Origin of the sequence: Pseudomonas sp. QTF5 (assembly GCF_000512695.2) — a bacterium.
Classification (GTDB): Bacteria; Pseudomonadota; Gammaproteobacteria; order Pseudomonadales; family Pseudomonadaceae; genus Aquipseudomonas.
In genome coordinates, this window is record NZ_AZRW02000013.1 from 84,467 (window position 1) to 100,113 (window position 15,647).

At 58.8% G+C, this 15,647-nt stretch carries 10 protein-coding genes; 8 read left to right on the plus strand and 2 right to left on the minus strand.

Annotated features, from left to right (window positions below; genetic code table 11):
• The first annotated feature begins 2 nt into the window (after positions 1-2).
• On the plus strand, positions 3-1,304 hold the full coding sequence (locus IC37_RS13190) for an ATP-binding protein (RefSeq protein ID WP_030131397.1): 1,302 nt from the start codon (positions 3-5) through the stop codon (positions 1,302-1,304).
• Between the two features lie 75 nt (positions 1,305-1,379).
• Here the strand turns inward: IC37_RS13190 and pncA are convergent, their stop codons facing one another.
• The gene (gene pncA, locus IC37_RS13195; RefSeq protein WP_030131396.1) at positions 1,380-2,009 is read right to left on the minus strand and encodes a bifunctional nicotinamidase/pyrazinamidase; all 630 of its coding nucleotides are present in this window, start codon (positions 2,007-2,009) and stop codon (positions 1,380-1,382) included.
• 326 nt (positions 2,010-2,335) lie between these two features.
• Between pncA and IC37_RS13200 the strand changes: the two genes are divergently transcribed.
• Positions 2,336-3,148: a crotonase/enoyl-CoA hydratase family protein gene (locus tag IC37_RS13200; RefSeq protein ID WP_030131395.1), complete on the plus strand. Its 813-nt coding sequence runs from the start codon at positions 2,336-2,338 to the stop codon at positions 3,146-3,148.
• A 6-nt stretch (positions 3,149-3,154) separates the two neighbouring features.
• On the plus strand, positions 3,155-3,985 hold the full coding sequence (gene nudC, locus IC37_RS13205) for an NAD(+) diphosphatase (protein WP_030131394.1): 831 nt from the start codon (positions 3,155-3,157) through the stop codon (positions 3,983-3,985).
• On the opposite strand, the gene IC37_RS13210 is transcribed toward nudC, so the two are convergent.
• A complete protein-coding gene (locus IC37_RS13210) occupies positions 3,953-4,732 on the minus strand; it encodes a TSUP family transporter (protein WP_030131393.1) in 780 nt (259 codons plus the stop codon). The genes nudC and IC37_RS13210 overlap by 33 nt on opposite strands.
• Positions 4,733-5,094: 362 nt before the next feature.
• Here IC37_RS13210 and pssA point away from each other — a divergent pair, with 362 nt between their 5' ends.
• From pssA to IC37_RS13235, 5 genes are all read left to right on the plus strand, one after another.
• Positions 5,095-6,438, plus strand: a complete 1,344-nt coding sequence (pssA, locus tag IC37_RS13215) for a CDP-diacylglycerol--serine O-phosphatidyltransferase (protein WP_030131392.1) — start codon at positions 5,095-5,097, stop codon at positions 6,436-6,438.
• A gap of 115 nt (positions 6,439-6,553) precedes the next feature.
• On the plus strand, positions 6,554-11,845 hold the full coding sequence (locus IC37_RS13220; protein ID WP_030131391.1) for a hypothetical protein: 5,292 nt from the start codon (positions 6,554-6,556) through the stop codon (positions 11,843-11,845).
• 63 nt (positions 11,846-11,908) lie between these two features.
• The gene (locus IC37_RS13225; RefSeq protein ID WP_030131390.1) at positions 11,909-12,925 is read left to right on the plus strand and encodes an AraC family transcriptional regulator; all 1,017 of its coding nucleotides are present in this window, start codon (positions 11,909-11,911) and stop codon (positions 12,923-12,925) included.
• A 276-nt stretch (positions 12,926-13,201) separates the two neighbouring features.
• Positions 13,202-14,866, plus strand: coding sequence for an AMP-binding protein (locus tag IC37_RS13230; protein ID WP_030131389.1), 1,665 nt, complete (start codon positions 13,202-13,204; stop codon positions 14,864-14,866).
• Positions 14,867-14,882: 16 nt separating this feature from the next.
• Positions 14,883-15,644, plus strand: a complete 762-nt coding sequence (locus IC37_RS13235; protein ID WP_030131388.1) for an SDR family NAD(P)-dependent oxidoreductase — start codon at positions 14,883-14,885, stop codon at positions 15,642-15,644.
• Positions 15,645-15,647: the final 3 nt, after the last annotated feature.

Below are 15,647 nucleotides of genomic sequence, written 5' to 3' on the forward strand. Positions count from 1 at the left end.
CGATGTTCAGAATCCTGTTTCGCCTCTATCTGGTGACCATCGTCTCGTTCAGCGCAGCGATCTACCTGGTGCCGGACCTGGTGATCCAGGTCTTCCATGAGCGCTTTGTGACTTACAACCTCGATTACTCCCGAGGCCTGCAAACGCTGATCGTCAAACAATTTCGCGCGGTGCCCGTCGGGCAGTGGCCGGCCCTTGCGGCAGAAATGGACAAGGATTTCCAGCCGCTGCAGATTATCCTGACCCGCAACGACGACCCTGAATTTACCCTGGATGAACGTGGACGCTTGCAGCGCGGTGAGAATGTTGTGCGCATCGGCGACTGGGGTTGGCGCACCCTGGCGGTGACACCGTTGAACGAGCAAATGGTGGTGGAAATGGTCGTGCCGCCGGACCCGACGGACGTCAGTTGGCTGTACTGGAGCATCAACGTCTTGATCGGTGCCACCATGCTCGCCTGCCTGTTGTTGTGGCTGCGCCCGCACTGGCGCGACCTCGAACGCCTCAAAGGCACCGCCGAACGCTTCGGCAAGGGCCACTTGAGCGAGCGCACGCAGATTTCCCCCAGCTCCAACATCGGCAGCCTGGCCAATGTGTTCGACACCATGGCCGGCGACATCGAAAACCTGCTCAACCAGCAGCGAGACTTGCTCAACGCCGTGTCCCACGAATTGCGCACGCCACTGACGCGGCTGGATTTTGGCCTGGCCCTGGCGCTGTCCGACGACTTGCCGGCCACCAGCCGCGAACGTCTGCAAGGGCTGGTCGCGCACATTCGCGAACTGGATGAGCTGGTGCTGGAACTGCTATCTTACAGCCGCCTGCAAAACCCGGCGCAGCTGCCGGAACAGGTCGACGTGTCGCTGGATGAGTTCATCGACAGCATTCTGGGCAGCGTCGATGAAGAGCTCGAGTCACCGCAAATCGTCATTGATGTGCTGCTTCACGGCCAGCTCGAACGCTTCTCACTGGACCCGCGACTGACCGCCCGGGCGATCCAGAATCTTCTTCGCAACGCCATGCGCTATTGCGAAAAACGGATTCAGATCGCTGTGCAAGTGTGCCCCAAGGGTTGTGAGATCTGGGTGGATGACGATGGCATCGGCATTCCGGAGGAAGAGCGGGAGCGGATTTTCGAGCCGTTTTATCGGCTGGATCGAAGTCGCGATCGCGCCACTGGCGGGTTTGGGCTGGGCCTGGCGATCAGCCGCCGGGCGCTGGAAGCGCAGGGCGGTACTCTCACCGCGCAAATGTCGTCGCTGGGTGGGGCGCGGTTTCGGTTGTGGTTGCCGACAGCTGCCTGAATCTTGCCCCAACAATGCCAGTCAGTTAAGCCGCGGAAACTGTAGGAGCATGACCAGTCACAAATTATTGAGCGTTCAGCCGAGTATTTCGGTTGAAGGAATCAACCCAACCCCAGCCACCTGCATCCGGTCAATCGCTGCCGCCAGCGATCCATCCAGATCAATCGCCCGACACGCGTCCATCACCACAAACGCATTGAACCCCGCCGCCCGCGCGTCCAGCGCAGAGAACATCACGCAGAAATCCAGTGCCAGCCCGACCATATAAACCGTGTCGATGCCGCGTTCTTTCAAATACCCGGCCAAGCCCGTGGTGGTGGTTCGATCCGCCTCCAGAAACGCAGAATAACTGTCGATGTCCGGGTTGCAGCCCTTGCGGATGATCAGTTGAGTGTGGGGCAGGTCCAGTTCCGGGTGAAACTCGGCGCCGGGTGTGGCTCGCACGCAATGCTCAGGCCAGAGCGTCTGCTCGCCATAAGGCAACTGAATCACGTCGTAAGGCTTGCGACCGGGGTGGCTGGAGGCGAATGAAGCATGGCCGGGCGGGTGCCAGTCCTGAGCAATAATGACCTGCTTGAACTGACGACCGAGGCGGTTGATCAAGGGCACGATCAAATCACCCTCCGGCACCGGCAGCTGACCGCCGGGAATGAAGTCGTTCTGTACGTCGATCACCAGCAGGGCAGCACGTGAAGAGATTGGCATGGGTGGGGTTCCTCCTTGGAAAGTCAGGTGCAAGCATACTGATAACTTCGCTCGCGCGCTAAGTCGGTTTTATTAAATGGCTGCGTTTGTGACAGTGCAGGGCAGTTGGGTCGGCGGTGTGGCCTTCGCGAGCAAGCCCGCTCCCACATTGAATCCGGGACGTTCCCAGTCTTCCTGTGGGAGCGGGCTTGCTCGCGAAGGGGCCGGCCCGAACACTAAAGATCCATAAGCCAGTCCCGCATTTGGCCGAACCGCTGCCTTACTGCCAACCCTGGTGCCTTGTTATAGTTCGGGCCTCATATTCCGCCCGGTAAAGGATCACTGCCATGACTCAATACACCGCCTTCAGCGTCGAACTGGCCAATAACATCGCCCATGTGCAGATCAACCGCCCGGAAAAGATCAATTCGATGAACGCCGCGTTCTGGAGCGAGATCATCGAGATTTTCCAGTGGATCGACGATACCGATGAAGTCCGGGCAGTGGTACTCAGTGGCGCCGGCAAGCATTTTTCTTCGGGCATCGACCTGATGATGCTGGCCGGTGTGGCCAATGAACTGGGCAAGGATGTCGGCCGTAATGCGCGCCTGCTACGGCGCAAAATCCTTGCACTACAAGCCTCGTTCAATGCCGTCGACAATTGCCGAAAACCGGTTCTGGCGGCGATTCAGGGTTATTGCCTGGGCGGCGCCATCGACCTGATTTCCGCCTGCGACATGCGTTACGCCACCGAGGACGCGCAATTTTCCATCAAGGAAATCGACATCGGCATGGCTGCCGATGTGGGCACTTTGCAACGCTTGCCACGGATAATCGGTGACGGCATGCTGCGTGAACTGGCTTACACTGGTCGCACTTTTGGCGCCGAGGAAGCGCGCACCATCGGCCTGGTCAATCGCGTCTACAGCGATACCGCCAGCCTGCTTGAAGGCGTGATGGGCATTGCTCGCGAGATCGCCAGCAAGTCGCCGATTGCTATCACCGGCACCAAAGAGATGATCAGCTACATGCGCGACCATCGCATCGACGACGGCCTCGAATACGTCGCCACCTGGAACGCCGCCATGCTGCAATCCACCGATCTGCGCGTGGCCATGGCCGCCCATATGAGCAAACAGAAACCCGAATTTCTGGATTGATTAACCATGACTTCACGCTGGACCACCGCAGTACTGGACACCGATCAACCCGGCGGCTGGGCCGTGGCGCGCAGCCCCGAAGGCTTTTTGTTCGATGACAATGGTGCGCTGTTTCCACGGGAATGGCTCAAGCGTCAGGACCTGTCGATTCTGGCCGAGCACGGCATCGGGCACCTGGATGGCGAACCGGTCTACTTGCTGGAGCTGCGCAGTCACAGCGACGTGCCGGGCTGCAACTGGAAAGGCCTGCGGGCGTTCATGCTCGAGGGCGATCACACCGTCTACAAGGTTCTCGGCTATGCCGCGCAAATCGGAACCTGGGCCCGTGAGCACCGCTTTTGTGGCAACTGCGGGCAGGCGATGACGCAGGTGCGGCGTGAGCGGGCGATGTACTGCGAACCGTGCGATATACGCCACTATCCGCGCATTTCACCGAGCATGATCGTGCTGGTGACCCGTGGCGATGAGGTTCTGCTGGCCCGTTCGCCGCGTTTTGTCCCCGGGGTCTACAGCACGTTGGCGGGGTTCGCCGAGCCGGGTGAGTCGGCCGAAGACTGCCTGATTCGCGAGGTCCGCGAAGAAGTGCAGATCGAGGTCAAGAACCTCCAGTACATGGGCAGTCAGTGCTGGCCGTTCCCGCACTCGATGATGCTCGGCTTTCATGCCGAGTACGCCGGTGGCGAGATTGTCTGTCAGGAAGACGAGATCGAAGACGCCCAGTGGTTCAACGTGCACGAACTGCCGCCGTTGCCGGCGTCACGCTCGATTGCCCGTTACCTGATCGACGTCTACGTGGCGCGGCGCTTAGGCCACGCTGAACCAGTGCTGCCAGGCTAACCGGACGGTCAAGCCGAGCACCACGGTGATGAACACCGGGCGAATGAACTTCGCACCGCCGCTGATGGCGGTGCGCGCGCCGAAGAAGGCGCCGACCATCACCGACAGGCCCATGCTCAGGCCGATGATCCAGTCCACCTGCCCGGAAAATATGAACACCGACAGCGCTGCGATGTTGCTGACGAAGTTCATGCTGCGCGCCACGCCGCTGGCCTTGACCAGGTCGACGGGGTAGAGCAGCAGGCTGCTGACGGTCCAGAACGCCCCCGTTCCCGGGCCGGCCACGCCGTCGTAGAAGCCGAGGCTGAAGCCTTGGGTCGATTGCCACTTTTTCTTGATCGGTGCGTCGCTGTCCAGCGGCGCTTTCGGCGTGCCGCCAAACAGCAGGTACAGACCGCAGGCGAAAACGATCACCGGCAGCATCTTGTTCAGCCATTCCGCCGGCAAGTAATGCGCGACCACGGCGCCGGTGAGGGCGCCGACCAGCGTGCCGACGATGGCGTGCTTCCATTGCCCTGGATGGAACAGCTTGCGCCGGTAGAAAGTAAAACTGGCAGTGGCCGAGCCGAAGGTCGAACTGAGCTTGTTGGTACCCAGCACCAGGTGCGGCGGCAGGCCGGCGGTCAGCAGCGCCGGCGTGGTCAACAGACCGCCACCGCCGGCGATGGCGTCGATGAAACCGGCAATGAAAGCGACGAGAGCCAGAACGGCCAGGGTAGTGAGGTCAACGCTGAGTTCGAAAGGCATGGAATGGGCTTATTCGGCAGGGCGCAGAAGAGGGCTGCGGGGAAGGCCGGTATGTTACCCATATCCAAACTCTGCGGCGACCGGTCTGACCCTTTCGCGGGCAAGCTTGCTCCTGCAAGGGAAGCGCATGCCAATGTAGCTGGCTTGCCAGCGAAGGCGTCCTGACATTCGACAACAATGTCGCCTGTCACATCGCTTTCGCTGGCAAGCCAGCTCCTACAGGGGAATGCATTTCAAATGTGGGAGCGGCGGTGCGGCGATTCGACTTGCTCGCGAAGAGGCCATCAAAGACACCAGGAAGACCCAAACCGATCCATGGTGTAAGCTCTCGGGTTCTTCGGATTCGACCCTTTGCGAGCCCTATGCCGTCGCTTTTCAAACGCTCTCTGCTGCCTAAACTGCGCAGTTTTCCGCTGACCGCCGATGCCGTCACCATCCTCTCTGGCGCCGCCGAATTCCGTCGTTGCCTGCTGGAAAAAATCGCTCAGGCCACCCAGCGCATCTATATCGTCGCGCTGTACTTGCAAGAGGACGAAGCCGGGCAGGAAATTCTCGATGCCCTGCACGCGGCCAAACGGGTGCGCCCGGAACTGGACGTGGTGGTGGTCGTCGACTGGCTGCGCGCCCAGCGCGGTTTGATCGGTGCCGGCAAGCAACCGGGCAACTCGGCCTGGTATCAGAAAACGACCCGAACCCACGAAAGCGAAGTGCCGGTGTACGGTGTGCCGGTGCAAACCCGCGAGCTGTTCGGCGTGCTGCATTTGAAGGGCTTCGTGATCGACGATTGCGTGCTCTACAGCGGCGCGAGCCTGAATAACGTCTATCTGCACAAATTCGACAAGTACCGCTACGACCGCTATCACCTGCTGCAGAACCACGCGCTGGCCGACTCGATGCAGCACCTGATTCAGCACGGTCTGATCGCCTCCAAAGCGGTGCATCGCCTTGACCTGCCGAACCTGCCCACCACCCGAAGCCTGCGCAACGACATCGGCGACCTGCGCAGCCGCCTCAAACACGCGGCGTACGACACTACGGCGGGCAGCACATTGAAGGGCGATTTATCGGTCAGTCCATTGCTGGGCGTGGGCAAGAACAACCCGTTGAGTCGGGTGATCTGTGAACTGATCGCCAGCGCCCAACTTCAGCTGACCATCTGCACGCCGTACTTCAATCTGCCGCTGGCGGTGACGCGGGAGATCAACCGCGCCCTGGCCCGTGGCGTGAAGATCGACATCGTCGTCGGCGACAAAACCGCCAACGACTTCTACATTGCGCCGAGCGAGCCGTTCAAAGTGATTTCGGCACTGCCGTATCTCTACGAAATCAGCCTGCGTCGCTTCGCCAAGCGTCATCATCGCAACGTCGACAGCGGCCAGTTGAACCTGCATCTGTGGAAGGACGGTGACAACACCTACCATCTCAAAGGCATGTGGATCGACCAGCGCTACACGCTGCTGACGGGCAATAACCTTAACCCCCGGGCGTTCCGGCTCGATCTGGAAAATGCCCTGTTGATAGACGACCCCAAAGGCGAGCTGCTCGAACCGCGTAGCAAGGAACTGGACGAGATTTTCCAGCACACGACCCGTATCGAACGCTATCAGGATCTGCAGACACTGCCGGAATATCCGGCGGGCGTGGCAAAATTTCTCAAGCGGGTCAGTCGCGTACGGATCGAGCGGTTGTTGTACCGGATTCTCTAAGGCATCCGCTTGCCGAACCTTGCCAATAATCACCGGGTAGAGCGGTTTTTTATAGTTCCTTTCAGGCGCGTCTTCTAGGCTGACGCCGCCGTGCACACGTGCTAAAGGAACTGAATTGATCGTTCTATCTGACCCGACAAATGCCTCCATTCGTACTGCCCCTGCTTCCCCCAAACCCACGGCATTGACAGCGCTGAGCAACAGGGTTTGCAGCGTTCAATCCAGCCCGCGGCGCCTTGACGTCGCTTCGTCCCCAGCGACGCCTCCCGCCCAAAACAAACACATTCAGATCCCGCTGTATTACGCGAGACCTACCCGCGACGCAGACCAAATCAAAGACCTGGACTCGTTTAGCGAGATTTGGGGAAGCTTGTATAAACAGCTGACCACTCAGACGCTGTCGGAGCGGGACGTACTCGACGTACTCAAAAGCGGCATTTTGCAAAGGCGAGTGGGCAGTAACCTGGCGCCTGTGTTTGTCGATGCAATCATGCGATCAGTTCGACCCGTGGGTGATATGACGGTGGCGCGGCTGCGTGAGAGTGTTGACGCCATTTGTCATTTGTCACCAGACAGGTGGGCCGTCCATTTCGGCGAGCATCTCAATTTCTCCGAGAGCACCGACGGTCCAGGTATGGCTGATTTCATACAGAAGCAGTTGACGAAATCGCGCAAGGACATAGACAAAAAGATCGCCAGCGGGGTGCTGCTGACAAATGCTCAATGGCACAGCCTCTGCGAAATCATCGAGCAAAGGCCTTTATTGAAAGAACAGCTGGGGCGACGGTTGCAGGAGCTCGATCCAAGGATGGCGTTCGTTGATGTTGACGACATCCCTCATATCAGGCCATCACTCGATACAGCGCAGTTTTTTCTTAGCAACAGTTTGCAGGTCATAAGAGAGCATGCCGTACATGACTCGATACCGGACGCGTACGAGGACAAGATTCGCCAGCTTATGCGCTGCATCACGCAAGCAACCGATTCGACACGGGAAAACGGATGCAACGAAGGGGAGACAGCACGATTAGAATTCCTGGAGCAGGGCAGAAGCTTTCGATTGCTGAAGGTACTTGAGGAAATCGAGCGCAAGTCTGACTTCCACGACTCCGTCGTCGCCAGCGGTCCCCGGGTGCCGCAAGGGTTTGCGGGTAAATTGGTGTTTGCGCTCAATCTAGTCAACGTTGTGCAACAACTGCCGCCTCCAACAGTTGATCCAGTACCCGAAGCTGCCGCGGATGAGAAACCATCGTTTGCCTCCGATGCAACGGAACAGTTTGAACAGTTCGCCTGGCAAGCGGATGCCTTGCTGACGGAGATCACGCATATCTTGACGGGATGGAGCCCCGTTGCAGCTAATGATGGTCCTGATCCTCGACCACTGCTCAGGCAACTCGTCGAGAGCCTGAATGAAATGGATGTAAGAACGCCGTTGCGCGACATTCCGCATTCGTCGTACGGAGCCCCGGGTAATCCATATGCCACAACGACCGCGAGTCTTACGTCTGGGAACGAGACGCCAGAAGAGGCGGACCTGGAAACGCTGGGCGCCAGATTGGGAACATGGCTGAGCTCGGTCGCCGGTTATCTGGGTGCAACAGGCGCAACCTTGCTGACCAGTGCCGCGGGGGCGGTTCAACACCATCCTCGTGCTGCCGCAACCGTAGCGCTGGTCGCGATTCATGCAGCGGTGAATGAATTTTATGCCCGCTGGTTTCCCGACTCGGCTGGCGCGCAAGCGAAAGCTGTCCATCCGCCTGTCAACCCAGACGCGGAATGGGTCGAGCAACCCGGTTCGTCCGCCCATGAGTACTCCGCTCACCTGCAAATGTCGAAGCACATGGTCGACATCAGCGGAAACGGATACATCGAAGTCGAATATCCACTCGCAAACTCTGAAGGTCTGAGTCAAGCGGAACCTGTCGATAAAGGCACACATCGGGTAATTGAAACAGTGATTGACACGGACACCACCTCGCAGGCTGACCGAACGCTGCAAGCGGCCGTGTTGCTGCAGTTGGAAAGCAACCAGAATACTCCGCTGCCCGTGACCTCAGGCAGCTTGATCGAAGCATCATTCGACCTCTATCGACAAACCTTGAACGACGCCAAAGTGCTTGCGTGGTTTGAATCCAAAGGGTTGGTGCTGGACACGTTGATCATTAAACAGAACTCGGTTTCAGGAAACGTCACTCGGGACGGCGTCAGCGGTGTCCAGACATTCAGTGTGTGGGATACCTCGGGATGGTGGCAGGTCTGCGCGCAAGTGCGCGCTGCCAGCGAATTGCTTGATCCGACCAATGTCGGCCTGCCGTATGTCAGTGAAGACCGCAGGCTCATTCCGCGTGATGTCATTCTTGATTTTTATCGCGAGGCGCGGCCCACCTCTGAACAGGAGGCGAGCGCCATAGCCCAACGCCTGGAATCAGAGGGATGGCCTGAGATCAGCGCCGCTGAAAAAGATGAATTGGACAAAGAAGTAAAGGGCGTCAAGGAGTTGATGCGAGAGGCCAAGGCACGAGTTCTGCTGACCGGAGAACTCGAAAAGATTGTGGGGCAAAAAACAGACAACGAGATAATTTCATTGTCCGGCCAGCGCAGTGAGAGTGCTGATAGCTCCCCGCTGGCGCACAAAAGCCTGGCCATACTTCATTATTTAAATGATTTTTTCGAGTTGCCGGAAATGCTGCAAGTTTGCAACGCCCAAAATCTGGACGGCCGCTCGATGCCGGTCAGGATTAGCGACAACAGGATCCAAGCGCTTATGCAGTCAGGGCATTGGTATGACTTAACGGACCTGGTTGAAGAGCAACCTGCTCTGAAAGCTCCCTTCAATGATTTACTGCAAATGGTTAAAGAAACGGGAGGTGCGCTGTACTCGCCGTTGTCTTTCGACTTGCAGCAAATACTCGCCTTCGCAGGATTTGGTGCGCCTCAAACCGCGGGTGAAGTTCGTAATGTCATCCGATGGCTGCAAACTTCGTTGCCACCCGCCATGCCGTTGGGCGACTTCGGTGCGCAATTGCTGCTGGACACCGGGTCACCGGTGGCGCTGACACCGTCTGACAGGACGAAAATCGTTGACCTGGTCGCCGGGTTTCACAACGGTTTCGCGTCGATTATAGACGCGCTGGGCGCCGAACGGCTGCTTCACACAACCGTAGAATACCGCCGCAACAACGCCGATGAGTTGCTCGGTGAACTGTTTGAAAAAGACCTCGCGGTTTCCTGGGGACACGGGCTGCTGCAGGCGTTGAATTGGTACGGGGCGGATCAGGCGGCTGTGCCGGAGCATTACGAGAAGCTGTTGCTGGCAGCGATCAAACTCGCGATCGACCCCGACGCACCCGGCAAGCCTGGAACCATCGCAGGTTATGAAATTTACCAGCCAGCCAACCTCGGCCGCGATCTCAAGGTGGTGAGAGCGGAAATTGAATATCAGTTGATCGAACAAAAGGGCGTCAGTGCGCAGGCAGCGCCGCTGATAGCGCACTTGTTTCTGGCTGACGCAGCGCCGGAGTTTCTGGCGCAGGACGCCGGTGCGCAGATCCTGGTGGGCACCGCGAGCTGGATGACTTTACGGTTGGGCGTTGCCATCGCGGAGGCCACCGCGCCGGGATGCTCCAGAGCGATGACGACTGACCAGTTGAGGGGCCTGGCGTTGCTTGCGCCTACAACGGATGATCAGCAACAGCTGTTCAAGACGTTAGCAGTCGATATTGTGACGACATGGGGGGTGATGAACGGCGTGATTCAACAGCGCGGCGAATCCGCCTATTCACCGCAGGACTATTCAACTGCAGCGAGCAAGTTTGCTACCCAACGGGCGGAACTGTCTCAAGCGCTGGATGGATTCAAGCGCGAGCTGGTGACGCGAAAACAACTCGCCACGCTGGAGCTTGGCAAGGTCTTTTCTCGATTCACACAGGTTCCGATAGATCAATTGATGATCGAAACCTATAAACCTTGGCTGGACGCAAATCCAAATTCAGAAAGCACTAAAAAATCGCTTGTCGAGGCCTACATGGATGGCGATTTGTTCAAGACCAGTTGGCAGCTGTCAGACGAAACAATCCTGCTGTGGGACGGTGGATTTGACGGGTGCCTGACAAAGTTGCCTGACTTGAATGCTCTTTTGACGGCATCTGTAGACAGTTTTTTTAACGAAAGAAAGCAAAGCTTCATTACCTCCACCAAAGCGTTGTTCGCGACTTTGCCACTGGAAGATCGCCAGTGCCTGGAATGGGGGGAGGTGAAGCTGTTCACCCTCCGTGAAGAAACAGGAAAACTCAAGGAAGACGAAACGCCTTCGATGCGCGCGGCGTTCCGTGGACGACAGGGAACACTATTGCGCTGTGAGTATGGGCAGACAGTAAGTTACTTCGAAGTCTTTCCCGGTCGCCTGTCAATCATCAAACGGACGGACTTGCCTGATGATCTGCCATTGAACGGCGTCATCAAGATCGAAAAGGCTAAAATCAGCAAGGGCTCATCAGTCAACGTTGACGTACAACGTGGTACGACACTGCCGTTCGACTTTGCCGCTTACGCGCAAGGGACCGAACCAACAACCGGCGCTCAATCTGAAAAACTTATTATCGAACAGCTGGGTCATAGCCTGCCTGGCGGTACAGCGCAACGTAACGTGCAAACCGTTCATGTTCCAGACACCTATTTTTCGAACAAGACGGCGCGGATAACCAACGGCATCGTCATCGATAACCTTCTGGAAGGGGAGCAGGAATTTCTGCTGAAAAAGGCGAAAGGGCAGACCACCTCGGAGGAAAACCTGGCGTACCGGGAAAAAATCGAGAACTTTTTACTACAGCTGATTCCCTTTGTGGGCTGCACGGATGACTTGAGTTCCGGGGATCGAATCCGCTTCATCAATGGCGCCTTTGGCTGTTTTGCAGACTTGGTTTCAGGCCTGGGCACCCTCGCTGGCGGGGTGGGTAAGGTTTCCAACGTGCTGAAGTCTGTCGCACCTATCAGTGTCAAGGTCTTTGAAGCCATGAGAATCACCGGCAACAACATCGTCTCCGTTATAAATCCTCTGGACGGCGTGCCGGACTTGGTGGCCGGCGGAGCACGAGCCCTACATTCCGTCAGCAGGATAGTGAAAAGCGGGGTGTTCACTTTGACTCAAACGGGCATCGCGCGCCTGCAAACATGCGCAAACCGGCTCAGGGGCTTCTTTGGAGGGGCGGCCACTGGCGCTGCTTCAATCCAGTTGTCCCACCGCATCAATGCACTGGCCAACGGTGTCGCGGGGACTATCAATGGCACCAGCGTAACCGCGATCCAGGCAAGCGGAAAATGGTACGCACTGGATAACAACGGCCATCCCATGGGACCACCCATCGAACATTTCATCGCCTTGCCTACGCCCCCCCCGAGTCGCACTTAGCATAGAAACGAGAGTGGATTGAGCTACTATGCCCCACACTCAACAACAGGCTTGCCTCGCTCCATGTTGGAAAAAGACACCATCTCCATTCACCTGGTCCGTGAAGCGCTGCTGCAAAGCTGCACACCGGGCGTCGCCACCGACGAGGTATTGAACAAGGTCGGCATCGATGCGGCGCTGCTGCAAACGCCCGCTGCCCGCGTTCCGGCCACCGCTTACGCACGGCTGTGGCGTCTGCTGGCTCGACGCCGTGACGATGAGTTTTTTGGCATGGACCCGCGCCAGCTCAAATCCGGCAGCCTGGCCTTTCTCTGCCGCTGCGCCATGGTTCAGCCGAGCCTGGCTGCCGGGCTGACCTCGGGCCTGAACTTTCTATCATTAATGCTCGAACGCATGCCCGCGCAACTGGTTCGCCAGCAAAGCCTGGCAGAAATCGTCCTGCTGGAGGACGACGAAGACCCGCGCCGCGCCTTCACCTATTTCACTTACTGGATGATCGTGCACGGCGTTGCTTGCTGGCTGGCGGGGCGGCGGATACCGATTTTGGCCATTGAGTTGCGTTGCCCGGCGCCGGATTTTTGCGATGACTATCGGGTGATGTTCTCCGAGAACCTGCGATTCGACCGGCCGCGCACGCGGATGATTTTCTCGGCCGATTGCCTGGATTTGCCGATCAAACGCAGCCCCGAAGAGCTCAAGCGCTTCCTCGCCCATGCGCCGGCGAACATTTTGGTCAAGTACCGCGACCCGGAGAGCCTGGCCAGTCGGATCAAGCATGACTTACGGCAACTGCCCGCCGAGCACTGGCCGGAAACCGAGGCGCTGGCGCAACGACTGTGCATGTCGGCCTCGACCCTGCGCCGACGCCTGGCCGAAGAGGGTCAGACGTATCAAGGCCTCAAGGACAGCGTGCGCAAGGAACTGGCCATCGTCTGGCTGGCCGAGCCTGCCATCAGCTTCGCCGAAATCGCCACCCGTTTAGGGTTTGCCGATACCAGCTCGTTCTACAAGGCGTTTCGCAAATGGTCGGGGTCCAATCCGGGGCATTATCGGAGTTTGATTCTTAACGAGGCGAGCTGATCCGGAACTTGTGGTGATTGGTCTGGCGCCTTCGCGAGCAAGCCCGCTCCCACAGTGGATTTGTGAAAGGCCGCTAGCGGGAACCAACACAAAACCCATGTGGGAGCGGGCTTGCTCGCGAAGGCGTCCGCCCAGGCGACGCATCCCTTGAACCTTGGCCAAACCAGTCACACAACTTGATAACTTTGACCATTGTCCCGCTCCCCGCGCAGAGCGAGTATTTCCCTGTTAATTACGGTTCCCCCAACCTAATAAAAATACAGAGGGATTCTGGCAATGCGCGATTATTTGTCTGCCACGTCACAGTTCAATTATCAGCATACCGTCGATGCCGCGCTTGCAGGGTCGTTGAGCGCGCTCAATGCCTGCGTCGAGTGTTGCGACCGGCATGCCTTGCCGGGGCGCATCGCGCTGTTCTGGGAAGGCCGCGACGGCGCCAGCGCGACCTACACCTTCAGCGACTTGCAGGACAAAGCCGCGCGGCTTGCCAATTTCCTGCTGGCCCAGGGCGTGAAGAAGGGCGATAAAGTCGCCGGCCTCTTGCCACGCAACATTGAATTACTGATCACCGTGTTCGCCACCTGGCGCATCGGCGCGGTCTATCAGCCGCTGTTTACCGCCTTCGGCCCGAAAGCCATCGAACATCGCCTCAACAGCTCCGGTGCCGCCGTGGTGGTGACCGACGCGGTCAATCGCCCGAAACTCGCTGAAGTGGCCGACTGCCCGACCATCGTCACCGTTGGCGGCCCCAAGGGGCAGGGCATTGTGCGTGGCGACTTCAGTTTCTGGGCCGAGCTGGCCCATTATTCCCCCGAGTGCGAACCGGTACTGCTGACCAGCGAAGACCCGTTCCTGCTGATGTTTACCTCGGGCACCACTGGCCCGTCGAAAGCCCTGTCGGTGCCGCTCAAGGCCATCGTCGCGTTCCAGAGTTACACCCGTGACGCGGTGGATCTGCGCCCTGAAGACGCATTCTGGAACGTCGCCGACCCGGGCTGGGCCTACGGCATCTATTTCGGCGTCACCGGGCCGATGGCGATGGGGCACCCGATCACCTTTTACGATGGCCCATTCACCCTCGAAAGCACCTGCCGGGTGATCAACAAATACGGGATCACCAACCTCACCGGGTCGCCGACCGCCTACCGCTTGTTGATTGCCGGTGGCGATGAATTCGCCCGTTCGATCAAGGGCAAGTTGCGCATCGTCAGTAGCGCCGGCGAGCCGCTGAACCCGGAAGTGATCCGCTGGTTCGCCGATAACCTCGACGTGGTGATCCACGACCACTACGGCCAGACCGAACTGGGCATGGTTTTGTGCAATCACCACGGCCTCGATCATCCGGTACACGTCGGCGCTGCCGGTTTCGCCTCGCCGGGCCACCGCATCGTGGTGCTCGACGACGAATACAAAGAACTGGGCGTCGGCCAGCCAGGCATTCTGGCCATCGACCGTACCCAGTCGCCGATGTGCTGGTTCGGCGGTTACGAAGGCGCACCGACCAAGGCGTTCGTCGGCAACTATTACCTGAGCGGCGACACCGTCGAGTGGAACCCGGACGGCAGCATCAGCTTCGTCGGCCGCAGCGACGACGTGATAACCACGTCTGGCTACCGCGTTGGCCCGTTTGACGTGGAAAGCGCGCTGATCGAACACCCGGCAGTGGTCGAAGCCGCCGTGATTGGCAAGCCCGATCCGGAGCGCACCGAACTGGTCAAAGCCTTCGTCGTGCTCAGCCCGCAATACCGCGCCGAACCTGCGCTCGCCGAAGAGCTGCGCCAACACGTGCGCAAGCGTCTGGCGGCGCACGCGTACCCCCGTGAAATCGAATTTGTCAGCGAATTGCCGAAAACCCCAAGCGGCAAATTGCAGCGCTTTATCTTGCGCAACCAGGAAATCGCCAAGGCTCAAGAGGCCGCCGCGAAGAACGTCTCAGCTTGAATCCAAGGAAACAATGATGCAGATCGAAAACAAGGTTTTTCTCGTCACCGGCGGTGCGTCCGGCCTCGGTGCCGCCACCGCTGAAATGCTGGTGGCTGCCGGCGCCAAGGTGATGCTGGTGGACATGAACGCCGAAGCCGTCGCGGCCCAGGCTGCACGTCTCGGCGCGCAAAGCGTGGTGGCGGACATCAGCAATGAAGCTGCCGCACAAGCGGCTGTGCAGGCGACGGTCAAAGCGTTTGGCGGCCTCAATGGTCTGGTCAATTGCGCCGGCATCGTCCGTGGCGAAAAGATCCTCGGCAAGAACGGCCCTCATGCACTGGACAGTTTCAGTCAAGTGATCAACGTCAACCTGATCGGCAGCTTCAACATGCTGCGCCTGGCGGCGGCGGCGATTGCCGAAACCGAAGCCGACGAAGATGGCGAGCGTGGTGTGATCATCAACACCGCTTCGGCCGCAGCCTTCGACGGCCAGATCGGCCAGGCCGCGTATTCGGCGTCGAAAGGCGCGATCGTCAGCCTGACCTTGCCCGCCGCCCGTGAACTGGCGCGCTTCGGCATCCGCGTGATGACCATCGCCCCGGGCATTTTCGAAACGCCGATGATGGCTGGCATGACCCCGGAAGTGCGCGAGTCGTTGGCCTCTGGCGTGCCGTTTCCACCGCGCCTGGGCAAGCCGAGCGAGTACGCCGCGCTGGTCAGGCATATCATAGAAAACAGCATGCTCAACGGCGAGGTGATCCGTCTCGACGGTGCCCTGCGCATGGCCGCCAAATAACGA

Excerpts from the sequence above, each read along its gene's own strand:
- IC37_RS13190 (WP_030131397.1), top strand. The coding sequence starts at position 3 with ATGTTCAGAATCCTGTTTCGCCTCTATCTGGTGACCATCGTCTCGTTC.
- pncA (WP_030131396.1), bottom strand. The coding sequence starts at position 2,009 with ATGCCAATCTCTTCACGTGCTGCCCTGCTGGTGATCGACGTACAGAAC.
- IC37_RS13200 (WP_030131395.1), top strand. The coding sequence starts at position 2,336 with ATGACTCAATACACCGCCTTCAGCGTCGAACTGGCCAATAACATCGCC.
- nudC (WP_030131394.1), top strand. The coding sequence starts at position 3,155 with ATGACTTCACGCTGGACCACCGCAGTACTGGACACCGATCAACCCGGC.
- IC37_RS13210 (WP_030131393.1), bottom strand. The coding sequence starts at position 4,732 with ATGCCTTTCGAACTCAGCGTTGACCTCACTACCCTGGCCGTTCTGGCT.
- pssA (WP_030131392.1), top strand. The coding sequence starts at position 5,095 with ATGCCGTCGCTTTTCAAACGCTCTCTGCTGCCTAAACTGCGCAGTTTT.
- IC37_RS13225 (WP_030131390.1), top strand. The coding sequence starts at position 11,909 with ATGTTGGAAAAAGACACCATCTCCATTCACCTGGTCCGTGAAGCGCTG.
- IC37_RS13230 (WP_030131389.1), top strand. The coding sequence starts at position 13,202 with ATGCGCGATTATTTGTCTGCCACGTCACAGTTCAATTATCAGCATACC.
- IC37_RS13235 (WP_030131388.1), top strand. The coding sequence starts at position 14,883 with ATGCAGATCGAAAACAAGGTTTTTCTCGTCACCGGCGGTGCGTCCGGC.